At 63.0% G+C, this 15,392-nt stretch carries 12 protein-coding genes; 6 read left to right on the top strand and 6 right to left on the bottom strand.

Features of this window, described 5'->3' with window-relative positions:
• Nucleotides 1-2: 2 nt before the first annotated feature.
• Complete coding sequence (locus KY379_RS01060) at nt 3-347, bottom strand: YggL family protein (protein WP_196172146.1); 345 nt, start codon at nt 345-347, stop codon at nt 3-5.
• A gap of 186 nt (nt 348-533) precedes the next feature.
• On the opposite strand from KY379_RS01060, the gene dacB reads away from it, so the two are divergent.
• On the top strand, nt 534-1,991 hold the full coding sequence (gene dacB / locus KY379_RS01055; protein WP_133328783.1) for a D-alanyl-D-alanine carboxypeptidase/D-alanyl-D-alanine-endopeptidase: 1,458 nt from the start codon (nt 534-536) through the stop codon (nt 1,989-1,991).
• An 18-nt stretch (nt 1,992-2,009) separates the two neighbouring features.
• On the opposite strand, the gene KY379_RS01050 is transcribed toward dacB, so the two are convergent.
• On the bottom strand, nt 2,010-4,376 hold the full coding sequence (locus KY379_RS01050; protein ID WP_133328785.1) for a diguanylate cyclase: 2,367 nt from the start codon (nt 4,374-4,376) through the stop codon (nt 2,010-2,012).
• 91 nt (nt 4,377-4,467) lie between these two features.
• Complete coding sequence (gene rlmKL, locus KY379_RS01045; RefSeq protein ID WP_261240444.1) at nt 4,468-6,660, bottom strand: bifunctional 23S rRNA (guanine(2069)-N(7))-methyltransferase RlmK/23S rRNA (guanine(2445)-N(2))-methyltransferase RlmL; 2,193 nt, start codon at nt 6,658-6,660, stop codon at nt 4,468-4,470.
• A gap of 561 nt (nt 6,661-7,221) precedes the next feature.
• Between rlmKL and rmf the strand changes: the two genes are divergently transcribed.
• Nucleotides 7,222-7,437 (top strand): ribosome modulation factor, encoded by a 216-nt coding sequence (rmf, locus tag KY379_RS01040; RefSeq protein ID WP_003248687.1) that lies wholly within the window; start codon nt 7,222-7,224, stop codon nt 7,435-7,437.
• Nucleotides 7,438-7,532: 95 nt separating this feature from the next.
• Here rmf and KY379_RS01035 read toward each other — a convergent pair whose 3' ends face one another.
• Nucleotides 7,533-8,558 (bottom strand): quinone-dependent dihydroorotate dehydrogenase, encoded by a 1,026-nt coding sequence (locus tag KY379_RS01035; RefSeq protein ID WP_261240446.1) that lies wholly within the window; start codon nt 8,556-8,558, stop codon nt 7,533-7,535.
• A gap of 103 nt (nt 8,559-8,661) precedes the next feature.
• Here KY379_RS01035 and KY379_RS01030 point away from each other — a divergent pair, with 103 nt between their 5' ends.
• The 4 genes from KY379_RS01030 (at nt 8,662) to KY379_RS01015 (ending at nt 13,534) form a co-directional block, all read left to right on the top strand.
• Nucleotides 8,662-9,900 (top strand): CmpA/NrtA family ABC transporter substrate-binding protein, encoded by a 1,239-nt coding sequence (locus tag KY379_RS01030; RefSeq protein WP_261240447.1) that lies wholly within the window; start codon nt 8,662-8,664, stop codon nt 9,898-9,900.
• 10 nt (nt 9,901-9,910) lie between these two features.
• Nucleotides 9,911-10,486, top strand: a complete 576-nt coding sequence (locus KY379_RS01025) for an ANTAR domain-containing response regulator (protein ID WP_133328793.1) — start codon at nt 9,911-9,913, stop codon at nt 10,484-10,486.
• Between the two features lie 165 nt (nt 10,487-10,651).
• Entirely contained in the window at nt 10,652-11,863 is a 1,212-nt protein-coding gene (locus KY379_RS01020) for a nitrate/nitrite transporter (protein WP_133328795.1), read from the top strand.
• A gap of 9 nt (nt 11,864-11,872) precedes the next feature.
• On the top strand, nt 11,873-13,534 hold the full coding sequence (locus KY379_RS01015; protein WP_261240448.1) for a bifunctional protein-serine/threonine kinase/phosphatase: 1,662 nt from the start codon (nt 11,873-11,875) through the stop codon (nt 13,532-13,534).
• A 75-nt stretch (nt 13,535-13,609) separates the two neighbouring features.
• Here the strand turns inward: KY379_RS01015 and KY379_RS01010 are convergent, their stop codons facing one another.
• Nucleotides 13,610-14,644: an OmpA family protein gene (locus tag KY379_RS01010; RefSeq protein WP_133328799.1), complete on the bottom strand. Its 1,035-nt coding sequence runs from the start codon at nt 14,642-14,644 to the stop codon at nt 13,610-13,612.
• A 110-nt stretch (nt 14,645-14,754) separates the two neighbouring features.
• A complete protein-coding gene (gene sigX, locus KY379_RS01005; protein ID WP_133328801.1) occupies nt 14,755-15,321 on the bottom strand; it encodes an RNA polymerase sigma factor SigX in 567 nt (188 codons plus the stop codon).
• Between the last annotated feature and the right edge of the window lie 71 nt (nt 15,322-15,392).

The following is a 15,392-nucleotide window of genomic DNA, read 5'->3' as shown; positions in this document are numbered from 1 at the left end:
GATCAGGAAGCCGGGTTGATCGGCTTGTCCGGATACCAGGCGTCCAACAGCGGGCTGACTTCTACCTTGGTCAGTTCGCTACGGCCCTTGAGCCACGCTTCGACAGTTGCACGCTGCTCTTCGCTGACCGAGCCGCGCTTGGCACTGCAGACCAGACCGAAGTCATCGCCGCCGACATAATCCAGGCCATTGGCGTCCATGGCCTCGGCCAGGAACGCGTCGAGGAAGGCATCGATGGCTTCGTCGGACAGGTCTTCCTTGAAATCCAGGTTCAGTTCGAAACCCAGCTCCTGGAATTCATCGACGCACAGCTTCTTGCGCAGACGACGGGAACGGTTGGTAGCCATGAAACAATCCTCTTGAGTATTTACGCGCGGCACTTTACCAGTTTCCACTGCCGTTCGGGCCTTTTCCGTCGAACAGAGTTCACCGCAGCCACGCTTGGGGCATAATGCGCACTATATTTCGTTCTGGGGCAACCATTCTTACAGCCCCAATGTCTTTCTCCCTCGTCCGCAGGGTATTTGTCACCTATGATCAAAGCGCTCCGTCCCCTCTTTCTCGCCAGCCTGCTGATGCCATTGGCAATCCCCAGCCAGGCAGCTGCCGTCAACACCACCCTCCCCCCCAAGGTGCAACAGGCCCTGAAGGCCAACAAGCTGCAGGACGATGCCCTGTCGCTGGTGATGCTGCCTCTCGACGGCCCCGGCACTGCCACGGTGTTCAATGCCGATATGTCGGTGAACCCGGCCTCGACCATGAAACTGGTCACCACCTATGCCGCGCTCGAACTGCTCGGCCCGACCTTCCAGTGGAAGACCGAGTTCTACACCGACGGCACCCTGAGCAACGGTGTGCTCAACGGCAATCTCTATCTCAAAGGGGGCGGCGATCCCAAGCTGAACATGGAGAAACTCTGGTTGCTCATGCGTGACCTGCGCGCCAACGGCGTACGCACGGTAACCGGCGACCTGGTGCTGGACCGCAGCCATTTCGTACAGCCTAACCTGCCGCAGTTCAACGACGACGGCGGCGACGTCAACAAGCCGTTCCTGGTCAAGCCCGATTCGCTGATGATCAACCTCAAGGCACTGCGCTTCGTGACCCGCAACGACGGGGGCAAGGTCACCGTTGCCGTCGAACCGCCGATCGCCAGCATCCATATCGACAACCAGGTCAAGCCGGTGGCATCCAAGAAGTGCAGCGGCGATGTGCGCTACAACCCGGTAACCCAGGCCGACGGTATCACCGTGACGGTCAGCGGTCAGTTGGGTGACGGCTGCAACTCGCAGACCTACCTGTCGCTGCTCGACCACCCGACCTACGCCGCCGGCGCCGTGCGGGCCATCTGGAGCGAACTGGGCGGCAGTATCCAGGGTCGCGATCGCATCGAGAACGTGCCCAAGAGCGCACGCCTACTGGCGCGGGCGTTCTCCCCCGATCTGGTCGAGGTGATCCGCGACATCAACAAGTACAGCAACAACACCATGGCGCAGCAGTTGTTCCTCAGCCTCGGCGCACGGTTCCGCACCGATGCCGACGGCGACGACGGTCGTGCCGCGCAGCGCGTGGTGCGCCAGTGGCTGGCCAAGAAAGGCATCACCGCGCCGCACCTGGTGATGGAGAATGGTTCGGGGCTGTCGCGGGCTGAACGGGTCAGTACCCGCGAAATGGCGGCCTTGTTGCAGGCGGCCTGGAAGAGCCCCTATTCGGCGGAGTTCATCAGCTCGATGCCGCTGGTGGGCATGGACGGCACCATGCGCAAGCGCCTCAAGCGCACCGCCATGGCCGGCGAAGGGCATATCAAGACCGGTACGCTGAACACCGTGCGGGCAATTGCCGGCTACAGCCGTGACAACAATGGCCATACCTGGGCAGTGGCTGCGATTCTCAACGACCCGAAACCCTGGGGCGCCTCCCAGGTGCTCGACCAGGTCTTGCTGGATCTCTACCGCCAGCCAAAGGTGGCAGGCAGCACAGCGGCCAACTGAAGCGGTCGACGACAGGACTCAGTCCGGACCGTCTTCGACCCGGTCCCGGCCAGCTTGCTTGGCCGCGTACACACCAGCATCGGCGCGTAACAACAAGGCATCGGCGCCCTCCCCAGGGCGCCACCCTGCGACACCAAAGCTCGCCGTCACCGTGCCGATATCCGTAACCGGAACGGCACGCACGCTATGCCACAACTCCTCGGCCAACAGGCGGGCCTGCTCGGCATTGGCGCCTGGGCACAGCACCATGAACTCCTCGCCGCCGAGCCGGCAGAACACGTCGGTACGCCGCAAGCGGTTGCCAATGCGCTGGCAAAGGCTGCGCAACACCTGGTCTCCGGCGGCATGGCCGAAGCGATCGTTGATACGCTTGAAGTGGTCGATATCGAGCATGATCACCGACAGGTCGGTGCCTTCGCGCTGGGCGCGATCGAGCTCGGCCTTCAAGCGCTCCTGAAAATAGCGACGGTTATGGATGCCGGTGAGGGCATCGGTGACCGACAAGGCCCGTAGCTCCTCCTCGACTCGCTTGAGGTCGGAAATATCGGTCAGGTAGCCATGCCACACCGTAGACTGCTGCCCGCCCACCTCAGGCGTCGCCTCGCCGCGTATCCAGCGCAATCCGGCGCGCGGCAGGCAGACCCGGTATTCCTCGCGCCAGGGCGTCAGGTGCTCGGCCGAATAACGCACCGAACGACGGACACGCTCCAGGTCGTCCGGATGAATGCGTTCGAACACCGCCGAAGCGTCCTCGCGCAGGACCTGCAGGTCAATTTCATAGATGTCGTAAAGCCCCTCGCTCGCGTAGGGAAAGCACGAGTGGCCATCGGCATCCAGGCGGTATTGATAGATGCCGCCGGGCACTTCGTCGCTGAGCTTTTCCAGCAGCCGATCACGCGATGCCAACGCTTCGTGCACGCGACGGCGCTCGGTGACATCGATGCAGATGGCCAGATACCCGATCCACAAGCCCTGCTCATCGTTCACCGCGCTCACCAGCATATTGGCCAACAGCTGGCTGCCATCCTTGCGCAACAAGGTCCACTCCATGGGCTTACCGCTGCTTTCCTGCAACAGCGCCTCACCCTCGCGCCCACGGGGCAGGTGCAAAGCCTGGGCACGAGCGTCGAGCTCGGCTGCCGACACCAGCGCCTCAAGGCGCAAACTGCCTACCACCTCATGGGAGGTATAGCCGAGCATCCGCTCGGCACCGGCGTTGAAGGTGGTGATCACACCCTTGAGATCGGTGGCGATGATCGCCACCTGGGTGGCGGCGTCGAGCACGCTGCGCAACTGATTATGGGTGTCTCGCAGTGATTGCTTGCTGATCCGCAGCTGCGCGGTACGCTGCTCGACCAAGGCCAAAGCACGCTGGCGCTGGCTGAACAGATTGTAGAGCAGGACACTGAGCAACAGGCTCAGCAGGCCTCCGAGCACGGCGAGCATCTGCGCAAGGGAGGAGTGATTGGCAGTGAAGAACACCTGGCTGGGGCGGATGTCGAGCCGATAATGGTGATCGGCCATGTGCAACAAATAGGTACTCGAAAACCCCAAAGGTGCGGGTGCATTGTCCGATTCGAACAATACTTCGCCACCACCGGCCCCGGCAGGGTCGATCACGCGCATCACCAGGTTGTCGTCTCTGCCCCCGGACAACCCCTCGCCTAGCAACTGGCGCATGCTCAGTACCGCTATCACGTATCCCAGCGGAGGATTGTGCTCCTGGCCCTCGCCGAACACCGGCGCCACCATCAGCAGCCCGCGGGTGTGTTCCGGCGGCAGGTTGATCAGGTCCAGAGGGGGCGAGACGGCCATGCTGCCGGGCACCGATGCGCGCTCCAGGACAGCCTGACGCTGCGCCTGGCCGGCCAGGTCCAGACCAGAGGGTTGCCCAAGCAGGTTGGCCGCCTGGGTATAGAGCACCGGAAAATACACCGCACGCTCAGGGGCGGGCTGCCAATTGCCTTGGGCATCCCGATCACGGATCAGATAAGCATGGCCGAGCCGGGCACTGGCTTGACGCTCGAATTCGGCGCGTTGGCCGTGCTCGACCCGCGGAGCCCACGAATATGCCTGGGTGCGCTGCAGCAGCGGCCCTGCATAGCCGTCGAACTCGTGCGGGGTGATGACATCGGAATAGCTGAAGAAGCGACGCAGGCCATCCAGGCGTTGCTCTTGTTGATCCAGACGCTCTGCCAAACGACTGTAGCGTTCATCCGCCAGCAGGTCGAAACGCTGGCGCAGCTTCTGCTTGTACAGATTCTGCGCCCCCAACGCGAGCGCCGCCGAGAGCAGGCCACCCGCTACCAGCGCCACCAGCGCTACCGCCCAGGCCGGCAGGCTGAACCTGCCGAGGCCGGCCCACTTCGCATACACCTTGGACATAGCACCGTCTCGTCACGTCAGCGTCCTGCGAATCAACTTGGCCCTGAACAATTTATAGCCATTGGCCATTATCCGTGCAAGCCCAAACGCTTCAGCGCAGCTGCAGACGCCAGGCACGGTGGATCCGGTTGTTGCGGGCAAAGTCCGGGTCCAGGGTCTGGGCGCTGATCTCCTCGACTGCATAGCGGGTCAGCAGGTGTTCATCGAGCTGGAACTTGCGGAAGTTATTGGAGAAATACAGCACGCCGCCCGGGGCCAGGCGCGCCATGGCCAAGTCCAGCAGTTGCACGTGGTCGCGCTGCACGTCAAACACACCTTCCATGCGCTTGGAGTTGGAGAAAGTCGGCGGATCGATGAAGATCAGGTCATAGCTGTCGCGGTTGGCTTCGAGCCAGGCCATGACGTCGCCCTGCTCCAGACGGTTGCGCTCGGAGAAGCCGTTGAGCGACAGGTTGCGTCGGGCCCAGTCCAGGTAAGTCTTGGACAGGTCGACGCTGGTGGTGCTCCGCGCACCGCCCTTAGCCGCATGCACGGTAGCTGTGGCGGTGTAGCAGAACAGGTTGAGGAAGCGCTTGCCAGCCGCCTCGCGCTGGATGCGCATCCGCATCGGACGGTGGTCGAGGAACAGACCGGTGTCGAGGTAGTCGGTGAGGTTGACCAACAGTTTGACGCCGCCCTCCACCACCTCCATGAACCGCCCCTCGGTCCCCTGACGCTCGTATTGGCGGGTACCGCTCTGGCGCTCGCGACGCTTGAGCACCACACGCTGCGGATCGACGCCCAGCGCCTGGGGAATCGCCGACAAGGCGTCGAGCAGACGTGCCTGGGCCTTTTCCGGATCCACCGAGCGTGGCGGGGCGTATTCCTGCACATGCACCCAGTCCTGGTACAGATCGACGGCCAGCGCGTACTCGGGCATGTCGGCATCGTAAACGCGGTAGCAACCGACTTGCTCACGACGGGCCCATTTGCCCAACTGCTTGAAGTTCTTCTGCAGGCGGTTGGCGAACATCTGAGCCCCTTCCGACAGGCGCGCCGGCTGGCTGGCGATGGCCTCACGGACACTCGACCGAGCGTCGTCGCCCTGCGCCTCGCGACGCTCGCCGGTGACGAACTGGTCGGGCTGCACTTTGAACAGCAGCAGTTTGCACGGCAAGGCGCCGTTCCAGAACGCGTACTGCTTGTGGCTGCGGATCCCCATGCGTTTTCCCAGTTCGGGCGCGCCGGTGAAGACCGCCGCTTCCCAGCCCATGCAGGCCTGACGCAGGCGCTCGCCGAGGTTCTGGTAGAGGTACAGCAGGCTGGCCTCATCACCCAGACGTTCGCCATAGGGCGGGTTGCTGATGACCAGGCCCTTCTGGTTCTGGTCGGGACGCGGCTCGAAGCTGGCGACCTCGCCCTGGTAGATCTTCACCCAGTCGCCCAGGCCCGCGCGCTCGACGTTGTTGCGGCCTGGCTGGATCAGCCGCGGGTCGGCCTCATAGCCACGAATCCACAGCGGTGGCTTGGCCAGACCGGCCTCGGCACGCGCCTGTGCTTCGTCGTGCACCTTGCGCCAGAGCGCCGGCACATGGCCGAGCCAGGCCGTGAAGCCCCAGCGTTCGCGCTTGAGGTTGGGCGCGATGTCGGCAGCGATCATCGCCGCTTCCACCAGGAACGTGCCGACACCGCACATCGGGTCGGCCAAAGCACCGCCGGCTGCGGCGATTCGTGGCCAGCCGGCACGGATCAGCACGGCGGCGGCAAGGTTCTCCTTGAGCGGCGCGGCGCCCTGCTGCAAACGATAACCACGTTGGTGCAGGCTATGACCGGAAAGGTCGAGTGACAGGATCGCCTCGCCTCGGTCCAGGCGCAGGTGCACGCGCACGTCAGGATCGATCTTTTCCACCGACGGCCGCAGGCCTTCACGGTTGCGCAGTTTGTCGACGATGGCGTCCTTGACCTTGAGCGCGCCGAAATGGGTGTTGTCGATCCCCGACCCATGGCCGCTGAACTCGACGGCCAGTGTGCCATCAGCGGCCAGGTGGTCGGCCCAGTCGAGCCCATGGACGCCATCGTACAGATCGTCAGCGTTCTTCATGGGGAAGCGCTTGAGCACCAGCAGCACCCGATTGGCCAGGCGCGACCAGAGGCACAGGCGGTAGGCGGTTTCCATGTCGGCGGCGCCGCGAATGGCCGAGGTGTGCTCACGCACGTCATCCAGGCCGAGGCCCTTGGCCTCTTCGGCGAGCAGGCCTTCGAGGCCTTTGGGGCAGGTGAGATAGAGTTCGAAACGGTCCGACATGAGTCTTCCAGAGCCTTGGGCTGTTTGAGTGACGAAGCGACGCATCGCCTCGCCGATGTTTGCCCGAACGCCCTTCCAGCAAGCGTTCGAGTGGCCGCCGCTACGCGCCATGCGCAGAGGACGGCCGGGCCGCCCGGACATTCGGCCGCTTGCCGGGTGGCAAAGACAGCTTAGATCATCGGGCAGTACGAATAATTTCCCGCGAACCAGGCTCGATGTGACCCTTCGTCGCGTTTCCAGGTGTTTCCATCAGCGCATGCCAGCAATGGCAAAATGCCTATCATGCTGCGGCAAACCCCGATCACAGGCGGCTCAGGGCCAAACAAGGTTGAGTCGCATTTATTTACTTATCCTCTCACCCTAGAAAAGATTACGTCCTTATGACAAATCGATCATTCCCAGGGCGAGCCGCTTTCGATAGAACTGGTCTCAGGCCACTTCGCAACGAGGCGGCACTTTCAGCTCGCCACGCCGGCAGCGAGCGCAAACCGGCAGAACGATTCTGCCCGGCCTCGGAGAGGCCGACGGGACATTACAGTCAACAAGTGAGGGCAACACCCTATGAGAAGACTTAAGCGTGATCCGTTGGAAAGAGCATATTCACGTGGCTACCAATACGGGGTCACCGGCAAATCCCGCGAACTTTGCCCCTTCAATCTTCCTTCTGTACGCCAAGCCTGGATCAACGGCTGGCGCGAAGGTCGCGGTGATAACTGGGACGGAATGACTGGCACCGCTGGCATCCATAGACTCAACGAAAATCACGCCGTTGGCTGAACGAGGACATTGATTTCGAGTCACCATGCGCGCCCCATCCGGGCGGCGGGCTAAGGCCCAGGGGCCCCTTCAAGGGGCCCTTTTTTATGCCTCGCTCAACCACGCGGCATCGCAGCGATCGCATCCACCGCCTCACGGATCAGCGCAGGTCCCTTGTAGATGAAGCCCGAGTAGATCTGCACCAGGCTCGCACCGGCCGCGATCTTCTCGGCCGCATGGCGCCCTTCGGTGATGCCACCCGCCGCGATGATCGGCAACTTGCCGCCCAGCTCGCCGGCCAGCACCTTGACGGTGTGGGTGCTTTTTTCCAGCACCGGAGCGCCACTCAGGCCACCCCCCTCGCCGCCATGCTCCAGGCCTTCGACCCCTTCGCGGCTGAGCGTGGTGTTGGTGGCGATCACCGCATCCATCCCCGAGGCCAGCAACGCGCCGGCGACCAGGGCGGTTTCCTCATCGCTCATGTCCGGGGCGATCTTGATCGCCAAAGGCACTCGCTTGCCGTGCTCGCCCGCCAGTTGCTCGCGGCGCTCGGCCAGGGCATCGAGCAGTTGCTTGAGCGAATCGCCGAACTGCAGGCTACGCAGTCCGGGGGTATTCGGCGAACTGACGTTGACGGTGATATAGCTGGCTGCGGTGTAGACCTTGTTCAGGCAGATCAGGTAATCGTCCACGGCACGCTCGACCGGCGTGTCGAAGTTCTTGCCGATGTTGATGCCAAGCACACCCTCGTAGCGCGAAGCACGCACGCGCTCGAGGAGGTGATCGACCCCCAGGTTGTTGAAGCCCATGCGGTTGATGATCGCCGTGGCCTGCGGCAGGCGGAACAATCGTGGCTTGGGGTTGCCCGGTTGCGGACGCGGCGTCACGGTACCGATCTCGACGAAGCCGAAGCCCAGCTGGGCAAAACCGTCGATGGCCGCGCCGTTCTTGTCCAGTCCCGCCGCCAACCCCACCGGATTGGCGAAGTTCAAGCCCATGACACTCACCGGCAATGGCGCCGGCTGCTTGCACAGCATGCCGTTGAGACCGAGGCGGCCACCGGCACCGATCAGGTCCAGGGACAGGTCGTGGGAGGTTTCCGGAGAAAGCTTGAACAGCAGCTGGCGGGCCAGGGTATACATGGGCAGGCGAGGCTCGGGGGTGAATGAGGGTGCGATTATAGCCAGCGCCGGCCTGGCATGACAGCAAATCCTCGGCGCCCTTGGCACATGGGTTGCTTCGCCTATGTCCACAGCCTATTCAGTACGGGCGAGGACTTTTGTGAATACAGCACCACTCGCGTGGGTCAACGGCAGCGATGCGCCGGAGAAGCCCAGCCTCGATATCGGCTTCATGGCCCTCACCGATTGCGCTTCGGTCGTGGTCGCCGCCACTCAGGGCTTCGCCCAACAGCAAGGCCTTACCCTCAACCTCAAGCGCCAGGGTTCCTGGGCCGGCCTGCGCGACAAGCTGGTCAGCGGCGAGCTGGATGCCGCCCATTGCCTGTATGGTCTGATCTATGCCGTGCACCTGGGCATCGGCGGAGTGCCGGCCAAGGACATGGCGGTGCTCATGGGCCTGAATCAGAACGCCCAGGCCATCAATCTGTCCTCAGCCCTGCAAGGCAAGGGCGTGACCAACCCTGAAGCACTGGCGCGACTGGTGCACCAGCATGGCACACGACTGACCTTCGCCCAGACTTTTCCCACCGGCACCCATGCCATGTGGTTGTACTACTGGCTGGCCAGCCAAGGCATCCATCCGCTGCGCGACGTCGACAGCGTGGTGGTGCCTCCTGCGCAGATGGTCGCTCACCTGGAGGCCGGTCGTATCGATGGCTTCTGTGTCGGCGAGCCCTGGTCGGCCGATGCGGTGGCCAAGGGACAGGGCTTCACCCTGGCGACCAGCCAGTCGATTTGGCCGGATCATCCGGAAAAGGTGCTGGGGTGCGCACGCGCCTTCGTCGAACAGTACCCTAACAGTGCAAGGGCACTGATCAAGGCCATCCTGGCCGCCAGCCGCTTCATCGAACAAGGTGCCGACAACCGTCGCAGTACGGCGCAACTGCTCAGCGGCAGCGCCTACCTCGACACCGCGCCGGCCAACATCGAGCCGCGCCTGCTCGGCGACTATCACGACGGCCTCGGCAATCACTGGCACGACCCCCATGGCCTGCGGGTGTTCGACCAGGGTCGGGCAAACCTGCCCTACCTGTCCGATGGCATGTGGTTCATGACTCAGTTCCGCCGCTGGGGTCTTCTGCGTGACGATCCCGACTACCTGGCAGTGGCGCGCAAGGTCCAACAGTTGGCGTTGTATCGGGACGCCGCCAGCGCCATGGGCGTGCCCTGTCACGAAGCATCGATGCGCAGCAGCCTGCTGATCGATGGCATCCGCTGGGATGGCAGCGACCCCCACGGCTATGCCCGCAGCTTCCGCCTGCATGCCCTGGGCGAAGCGCCCAGCGCCCGCGTTGGACTGTGAGGACGCCACCATGCTGCGCATCCTGCTGATCGACGACACCCAGATGAAACTCGGTCGCCTCAAGGCGGCCCTGTGCGAGGCCGGCTTCGAGGTGATCGAAGCGCCAAGCCTGACCATCGACCTGCCCGCCTGCGTCGAAACGGTGCATCCGGACGTGGTATTGATCGATACCGACTCACCGGGTCGTGATGTGATGGAACACGTGGTGCTGGTCAGCCGCGAGCGCCCGCGGCCGATCGTGCTGTTCACCGACGAACACGATCCGGGGGTGATGCGCCAGGCGATCCAGGCCGGGGTCAGCGCGTACATCGTCGAAGGCATCCACGCCGCGCGCCTGCAGCCGATCCTCGATGTCGCCATGGCGCGCTTCGAAAGCGACCAGGCGCTCAAGGCGCAACTGCTGGCCCGCGACCAGCAACTGGCCGAGCGCAAACGAATCGAGCAAGCCAAGGGCTTGCTGATGAAAATGAAGGACTGCAACGAGGAACAGGCCTACACACTGATGCGGCGCCAGGCCATGAGTCGTCAGCAGAAGCTGATCCAGGTGGCGGAACAGATCATTGCCATGCATGAAATGCTTGGCTGAATCGGCGAACGCCGAGTTGGCCCGCGTCTTGCTCGACATAGCGCACCGGTAGCCAACGGCGGTTGCCCACTTACATCCGACAAAGACGTCGCTCTCTCTTTTCACTTTCGTGAAATGGGTAGCGGCGTTTTTTTTGTTCCGTTGCATTGCCGAATGAGGTGTTCGATGACTACCAGCTTCTGGAAATCCGGGCATGTGCCCACTCTGTTCGCCGCGTTCCTGTATTTCGACCTGAGTTTCATGGTCTGGTACTTGCTCGGCCCATTGGCGGTGCAGATCGCCGCCGACCTGCAGTTGAGCGCGCAGCAACGCGGCCTGATGGTCGCCACACCGATCCTCGCCGGGGCGGTGCTGCGCTTTGCCATGGGCATGCTGGTGGATCGACTGTCCCCCAAGACCGCTGGCCTGATCGGCCAGGTCGCAGTGATCGGCGCACTCGCCGGCGCCTGGATGCTGGGGGTGCGGACCTACGAACAGGCACTGCTGTTGGGCGTGTTCCTGGGCTTTGCCGGCGCATCGTTCGCGGTATCGCTGCCGCTGGCCTCGCAGTGGTACCCGCCGCAGCATCAGGGCAAAGCCATGGGCATCGCCGGGGCGGGTAATTCTGGCACGGTGTTCGCCGCCTTGCTCGCACCGGCGCTGGCCGCAAGCTTTGGCTGGAACAATGTCTTCGGCTTCGCCTTGATCCCACTGCTGCTGACCCTGCTGGTGTTCACCTTGCTGGCGCGCAATGCCCCGCAGCGCCCCAAGCCCAAGGCCATGGCCGACTACTTCAAGGCCCTCGGTGACCGCGACAGCTGGTGGTTCATGTTCTTCTACAGCGTCACTTTCGGTGGCTTCATCGGCCTGGCCAGTGCCCTGCCCGGCTACTTCAGCGATCAGTACGGGCTGAGTCCGATCACGGCCGGTTACTACACCGCCGCCTGTGTCTTCGCCGGCAGCCTGATGCGGCCCTTGGGGGGTGCCCTGGCCGACCGCTTCGGTGGCATCCGCACCTTGCTGGGCATGTACAGCGTGGCCGCCATCTGCATCGCTGCAGTGGGCTTCAACCTACCCAGCGCGGCGGCGGCCCTGGCCTTGTTCGTCAGCGCCATGCTAGGCCTCGGTGCCGGCAATGGTGCAGTGTTCCAACTGGTGCCGCAGCGCTTTCGCCAGGAAATCGGCGTGATGACCGGACTGATCGGCATGGCCGGCGGTATCGGCGGCTTCCTGCTCGCCGCCGGCCTGGGCACCATCAAGCAACACACCGGCGACTATCAGCTAGGGCTGTGGCTGTTCGCCAGTCTTGGTGTGCTGGCCTGGTTCGGCCTGCATGGCGTCAAGCGTCGCTGGCGTACCACCTGGGGCTCGGCGGCTATCACCGCGGCGCGGGTCTGAGGTCGCTCGATGAGCCTGCAGCTGAGCTTCGCCCAGGCCACCGCCACCGGTCCGCGCGCGGAAAACCAGGACGCCTTGCGCCTGGTGACGCCAGCGCCGGAACTGGCGGCGAGCAAAGGCTACCTGTTCGCCTTGGCCGATGGCGTCAGCCAGTGCGCAGATGGCGGTCTGGCTGCGCGCGCCAGCCTGCAGGCGCTGGCCCTGGACTACTACGCCACCCCGGCGACCTGGGGCGTGCCCCAGGCCTTGGACCGACTGCTGAGTGCACAGAACCGCTGGTTGCGCGCACAGGGCAACGGTCAGCCGCTGCTCACCACCCTCAGCGCCCTGGTCCTGCGCGGGCGGCGCTACACCCTGGCGCATGTCGGCGACTGCCGCGCCTATCGCTGGCATGAAGACCGGTTGCAGTGCCTGAGCGAAGATCACGTCTGGGACCAACCAGGCATGCAGCATGTGCTCAAGCGCGCCCTTGGCCTGGATCAACACCTGCTGGTCGATTACCGCGAAGGCGAACTGCAGCCGGGCGAGCGCTACCTGCTGGTGAGCGATGGCGTCTGGGCCAGCCTGGGCGACCGGCACATCCAGTCGATACTGCGCGAGCAAACCGACCCGCAAGCCGCCGTCGACACGTTGGTAGCCAGCGCCCACCACAATGGCAGCCAGGACAATGCCAGCGCTCTGCTGGTACAGGTCGAGCAACTCGGCCCGGCCAACCTCGGCGATACCCTGGCACAATTGAGTCAGTGGCCACTGCCTGGCCCGTTGCGCGAGGGGCAGCTCATCGATGGCTGGCACGTCGACAACCTGCTGGCGCACAGCCGTCAGTCGCTGCTCTACCGGGTGCGCGATCCACAAGGCCAGCCATGGCTGCTCAAGACCTTGCCTGCCAGCTGTGAGGAGCCCGGCGCAATCCAGAGACTGTTGCTGGAAGAGTGGTTTCTGCGCCGCGTCACCGGACGGCATTTTCCTGAACTGCATGCCGGTAGCCAACGCCAGCACTTGTACTATGTGATGCGCGAATACAGTGGCCACAATCTGGCCGACATCCTTGCCGAGCATGGCCCACTGCCGCTGCCGCAATGGCTGGAGATGGCCCGCCAGCTGTTACAGGCCGTCGGGGTACTGCACCGGCGTAACCTGGTACACCGCGACATCAAGCCCGACAACCTGCACCTGGGTCAGGACGGCCAACTGCGCCTGCTGGACTTCGGCCTGGCCTACTGCCCAGGGCTGTCCGAAGACCTGCCGTTCGACGTTCCCGGCACCCCCTCGTTCATCGCCCCCGAGGCGTTCGAAGGACAGCCACCCAGCCCGCGCCAGGACCTCTATGCCGTCGGCGTGACCCTGTACCAGCTGTTGACCGGCCACTTTCCCTACGGCGAAATCGAGCCGTTCCAGCGTCCGCGCTTTGGCCAACCGGTCAATCCTGGCCGCTATCGCCCCGACCTACCGGAATGGTTGCAGCACAATCTGCTGCAGGCCGTCGCGGTGGTACCGGCACAACGTTTCGAGACTGCCGAGCAATGGCTGTTGCTGCTCGAACGCGGCGAACGCCAGGACCTGCCCGACCGCCCGCGCCCCTTGCTCGAGCGAGAACCGCTGAAGGTATGGCGCACCCTGGCGCTGCTGTCTTTGCTGTTGAACCTGGTATTGCTCATTTGGCGGCTGTGATCATCTGCTCGCAGCAAATCCCAGACAAAGAAAAACCCGGCCGAGGCCGGGTTTTTCATTGAAGCGTCAAACCAATTACTTGGCCTGGGCTTCTACCTGAGCTTCAACGCGACGGTTGATAGCACGGCCTTCTTCGGTGGCGTTGTCGGCAACCGGACGGGTTTCGCCGTAGCCAACCGAGTCAATGCGGCTCGATTCAACACCGTACTGCTGGGTCAGGACCTGCTTGACAGCGTTGGCACGACGCTCGGACAGCTTCTGGTTGTAAGCGTCTGGACCCACGGAGTCAGTGTGACCTTCCACGGTGGTGGTGGTCTGTGGGTACTGCTTCATGAAGTCAGCCAGGTTCTTGATGTCGCCGTAGCTGTTAGGCTTGACGACCGACTTGTCGAAGTCGAACTTGACGTCCAGCTCAACGCGAACGACTTCGGCAACAGCCGGGCAGCCGTCGGCGTCAACGGTGACGTTGGCCGGGGTGTCAGGGCACTTGTCGACGTTGTCGCAAACGCCATCGTTGTCGCTGTCGGAGCAGACTTCAGCAACTGGAGCCGGAGCGACTTCAGCTTGCTTCGGGCTACCGCCGAAGTTCAGACCAACGCCAACGCTCGGGGCCCACTCGGTGTCGCCCTGGTCGATGTTGTACTGAGCTTCAACGCCGGCACGGGCGTAGAACATGTCGGTGATGTACCACTTGGCGCCAGCGCCAACGTTGGCGAAGGTGGAGTGGTCACGACCGCCACGGCCGGTCTGGCCCAGGCTCTGGTGCGAGAAACCAGCCGACACGTATGGACGGATGGCATCGTACGGGTTGTTGAAGTGGTAAACGGCATCCAGGGCGGTGTTGGAGCCCTTGATGTTCTTGCCGTCGTCGCCACGAGCGTTGTGCACTTCGTCGTAGCCCAGACGCAGTTCAACGTCGTCGGTCAGGAAGTAACCGATGGAACCGCCGAACAGGTTGCCGTCGTTCTTGAAGTCGCGCTGGCTGTCGAAGAATTCTTTCTTGTAGAAGATTTCAGTCTCGACGGCGCCTTGACCTTGTGCCATAGCGCCAATCGAAGTGGCGGCTACAAGCGAACCAATGGCCAAGCCCAAGGTGTTTTTCAATTTCATCCGTTAAATCCCCATCTGGTGATAGTTAAGCAGTCCCACCAACATCAGGGGGACAACTCGACGGCAAGTCTAGCAGAACTCGCCGATTGGTTAGAGATATTTCCTATGGACTAAGTTTCATCCATACCGGCAAATTTCTCTCTAAGCTTGTCTAGGGCGCGCTTGTAACGCATTTTTGTTGCACTGAGCCCCATATGCATGATATCGGCGATCTCCTGGAATTCCAGCTCTGCGACAAAACGTAGCACCAGGATCTCCCGGTCGATCGGATTCACATGCACCAACCACTTGTCCAGCCCGCCTTTCTCTTCGGCTTTCGGGGCCTTGTCCTCGGACGCCTCTTCTACAGGGTCCAGACTCAGGGCATCCATCAACCGGCGCTTGCGACGCTCTTTGCGATACTGGGTAATGCACTCGTTGTAGGTGATGCTATAGAGCCAGGTCTTGAACTTCGACTTGCCTTCGAAGTTCTTCAGCCCGTAGAGCACCTTCAGCATCACTTCCTGACAGACATCGTCCGCGTCCCGGTCGTTCCCCAGGTAACGTGCGCACACATTGAACAGGGTCCGCTGGTAGCGCCTCATGAGTTCCTCATAGGCGCGGGTAACGTGGTACAGCTCCTCATGCGAACGCGCCACCAACTCCTCATCGGTGAGTTCGCGGGGGTCATAACGCATGGGCGGCGAATGAACTTTATTCAAAACGGATCTGGCCGACAGTCAGGTCAATGTCGCCGCTCGGCCCGCTC

The sequence above is a fragment of the Pseudomonas sp. HD6422 genome (genome assembly GCF_025377065.1).
Lineage (GTDB): Bacteria > Pseudomonadota > Gammaproteobacteria > Pseudomonadales > Pseudomonadaceae > Aquipseudomonas > Aquipseudomonas putida_U.
The sequence above is the reverse complement of the archived record's forward strand: the minus strand, read 5'-3'. Positions and strand labels throughout refer to the sequence as shown.